Genomic DNA, 3,946 nt, shown 5'->3' with positions numbered 1-3,946 from the left:
GTCTTGTAGTACATCTTCCAATTCCGAAAGCGTGGTTATCGGATGGCCTGATACTGAGATGTGTTCCAGTTCTTTTTCGAAATCTGCAAGTCTGTAGAGCCTGAGCTGACGATGTTCTATCAGTTCCTGGCGGTCTTCTAATGTGCTGTCTTCATTCAGTTCAAGGCCAAGAACCGTCGCCATAGCTTCCTGCCTGAGTTTGACGAACGTTTCTTCCTTGGCGGCGTGAGTATTCAGTGTCTGAATTCTCTGAATCAGACGTTTTTGCTGGGTCTCAATATCTTCATTGTCATCAAAGTTCTGAATGTTTAAATGTTTGGCAATGCTTGCAAATCGAGCTTTGGTTGCAGCTATTTTTTCAGCGCCTGTTTTGATGCTCTGTTGCCGAAGGTAATCCTGGTCGACCTGATCTATCTGCTGCCTTAAGTGCTGCCGAATGAGGTCTTGACGGTATGCCATTTGCTCTTCGTCACCCGGAACCAGACCCAGCTGAACTTCAAGGTTAGCCAGTCTATTTCGTATTACCCCTTCGATGAGTTCTGTTTGTTGTTGCAGGTGCTGTTGCAGGTGCTGTTCAATGGACTGAAAGCGAGCTTCCAGATCGTTTTCATTGTTGGGAAAGATGTTGTACTGGCCTTCAACGGCCGCCAGTTTTTCTATTACAGCTTTTTTCCGGGACTTTCCCGATCTTTTGATTTTATGAATGTTCTTTCTGATGAGTCTGGCTTGTTCTTCAAATGGCTCGGTCACAACCCAGTTGCTAATACCAAGCCCTTCTGCCAGTTGAACGTAGTAATCGGTTATGGTCTTTTCTATAGGATCACGAACTTCTCGTCTCAGCGCTGGAGTTCGATCAAGTTCCTGCTGAAGTTCCTGTAGCCAGTTTTTCTGTTTTTTCAGCTTTTGTAAATGCTGAAGATGTTGCTCTCCGAGCTGTTCAATGACAATCAGTCTATTCCAGATTGCCTCATCGGTTAATTTTTCCTTCTGTTGCAGATGCCGTTGAATGGACTGAAAGCGGGCATCCAGATCGTTTTCATTGTCTGGAGCAATACCGAGCTGGACTTCAATAGCGGCGAGGTTTGTTTTTACAGCTTCTTCCTCAGGCTGTTTTGTTGCGGCAACGGCTCTGAAGATTTCATTAAGTTTCCCTGTGATGCGTCTGGCTTGCTCTTTTTGTGGCTGGGTGTCATCCCAGTTAACAATACCAAGCTCTTTTGCAAATTGAGCGTTGTAATGATTACTGGCTTCTTTTCTGGCATCACGAACTTGTTGTTCCAGCTCTGGAATTCGTTTGACTTCCCGCTGAAGTTTCCGTTCCTGGTTTTTCAGATCTTCCAGTTTGACACGAACCTCTGCAAGCTCACCCTCAATGTTCTGATAGTGTCGTTGCGTTGTCAGTTGTTCCTCATCATTGGGGTTGGCTTTATCCATTTCGAGATGGTAAAGCTTTTTGAGCTGGGCGAGTCGTACTTCTTTCGTCTGTAGCTCCTTTTGTCTGCTTTCCCTCTCAAGTATTTGCCTGGTCATGTCGGCAACGATTTTGCTGGCAAACTCTTCGTCGTAGTCAAAAGCATTGGCCGCCTCGCCGTTGACAATGGACATAAATTCTTTGAGAAAATGCTCGTTAGTCAGAAGATTTCTCAGTGCGGGTTTGAAGCCGAAATGTTTTGCGAGTTGAACCTGAATCCAGGGTGACGTGATAATCGACTCGGCAACTTTGATGTGTCTTATTGCAAGTTGAAATTCATCTGCCGCGTCCGGGGTGGCGCTACTCAATGCCTGCTGGAGAGATTCATAGTCTGCAAGCATCATCAGTTGATCTTCGTCAAGCTCAGCATTGGGATGAGCGGCCAGCTGATTGGCAAACTGATCCAACAGCTCCATCTGCCTGCTGCGAATGACGTACTGGTAGCTTTTGACCTTATATTTGTTAACTCGTGTTGCTGCTGCGGGGGTGCGGTTGTTAAGCCAGGCTTTTACCCAGAGTTTATAGAGGTTTTCTACGAAAGCGATGTCATGCGGATTCTGCTTCTGACCATGGAAAACAATAACCTCCCCCGGAGCTTCTGATACTTCCAGCTTTGGATAACCCGGAGGCACAGGGTAGACCTCTGTATCATCCTCGGCGTGTACAACATAGCCAACGGGTTTGCTGTATGCCAACAGGTCATTAAGAGCCTGCTGTTGTAAATCCTCTCCCAGGACATGAACCTGGATGTAAGCCGAGGCAGCGGCTGTCAGGAGAACCTCATCATTGACAAAGAGTGATTGACCCAGACTTTGCAGTTCAGGGGGCTGATCGCCCGCAGCGATAAGACGCATAAAGGTACGTCCATTCACCTCTACTTTTTCTACTTCAATGCTGGCAAGGGCAACATAGTGATCACTTCTGCCGAGGCTTCCTGCTCTGTCGTCGACACCTTCCAGCAAAAAAGCCAGTTGTAAGGGGGTGGCGATTTTCGTTGACGGTTCCAATGATGGGACGCAACCCAATTGAGCACGAACAGCCGCAATTGAATCCGGGTCGGTCATTCCGCCTCTGACTTCAATGTGCAGTGCCTTTTTGTCCAGATTATGGGTGAACCTGAAGACGCCTTCATCACCCACCTTCAGGACTTTGGTGTATTTCTGAGCAAGGTTATTCTTGCCTGTTTCAAACTGATCAACACTGTAAACACCACCATCAACACCAGAAAGAACTGCTGTAAAGCTCAGAGAAGGAGGGACATAGTCCGTATTTCTTTGAGACTGGTCAGGGTAAGAGGTGGTAAAAGAGTTGGGTATTGGCTGTTGGTCATCACCTAAAGTTGGCTGAACCATGACTTCACTCCGGATAAACTCCGCATGGCCGTCGCTCTGAATATCAATAGATTTTGTCTGAAGCCTGCGATCGGCCTGTGCCTGTGTACCCATCATGGAGGAGCTGATTGCAACGGCCACGGCAAGACTTAATGCATTGGGGCAAGCATTTGTCATTCTACTACCTCGGAGCTGAAAACTTTTATTACCGTGAAAAGTGATTTCCACACCAGGCGAAGAAGCGGCTGTCAATCGCTCATGGCTGTTAGTCGCGTTTTTTCAGGGAAGGAATACATTCATTCATACCTTCTCTCAGGTGGCTGATTGGTTGCCTGATCAGAAAGAAGCCAGTATGTATTCCTTTATACTGGCTTCTTTTGGATAGCTATGGTGGAATCGTCTACCGGTTTCTAATATCAGAGTTCGTTGTGGGTATTCATAATGTCACCCCAATCTTCATCAAAGTCGAACGACTCCGGATCAGCCTGTTTTGGTTGCACGGCTGCAGAGGGGGGCAGAGGCGCTGAAGTTGTTGTCGCTGAAGTTGAAGTGGGTAATGGTTGGGGTTCAATGTCCTCCCATATCTCGTCTTCCTCAAAGTCATCCACTTTTGCGGTTGGCGTTACTTCGGGCACTGTCAATGAAGTCGCCGTTGTGGATTTGGGGGCAGCCGTTACACCCGGGGTCGCCAAGGGTATCTGACTGGTCACGGATGCCTCACCAGCCGAAGAAGTTAGCGTTTTAGCAACAGGTGTCATCGCCACTTCCGGGGGGGTGGCAGTCGGAGTGGTGACTGCGAACTCAAGGTGAAACGTCATACTTGGAGTTATTATCGGTGTTTCATTGGTCACAGATTTGAAAATACCGGTTGTTGCCGATTCCGTGGTTGCTTCACTGACGTTTTCCCATTCATCCCAATCCAACTTCCCCCTCTTCTCATCAGTATCAAGCAGATCGCCTGAAGCTGAAGGTAAAAAGCTTGATTGAGGAGCATTTTTCTCATGATGGACAGGCACTTTCTTGTCACTGCCCTCCTGCCATTCGTAAAAGGCGCCTAAGGTGTAAGAGTAAGGAACACTTTCTGCGTGGGAGAATGACCATTTAGGCACATTTTCCCTGAAGTATCTCTCCCAGCCATTTTCAT

2 protein-coding genes are annotated in these 3,946 nt (G+C 47.5%); both read right to left on the bottom strand.

Features of this window, described 5'->3' with window-relative positions; all coding sequences use genetic code 11:
- A partial coding sequence (locus tag KDK18_RS01920; protein ID WP_257252796.1) for a hypothetical protein occupies positions 1-2,979 on the bottom strand: 2,979 nt, incomplete at its 3' end.
- 239 nt (positions 2,980-3,218) lie between these two features.
- A partial coding sequence (locus tag KDK18_RS01915) for a hypothetical protein (protein ID WP_257252795.1) occupies positions 3,219-3,946 on the bottom strand: 728 nt, incomplete at its 5' end.

Source organism: Endozoicomonas sp. SESOKO3, from assembly GCF_024606255.1.
The sequence above is the reverse complement of the archived record's forward strand: the minus strand, read 5'-3'. Positions and strand labels throughout refer to the sequence as shown.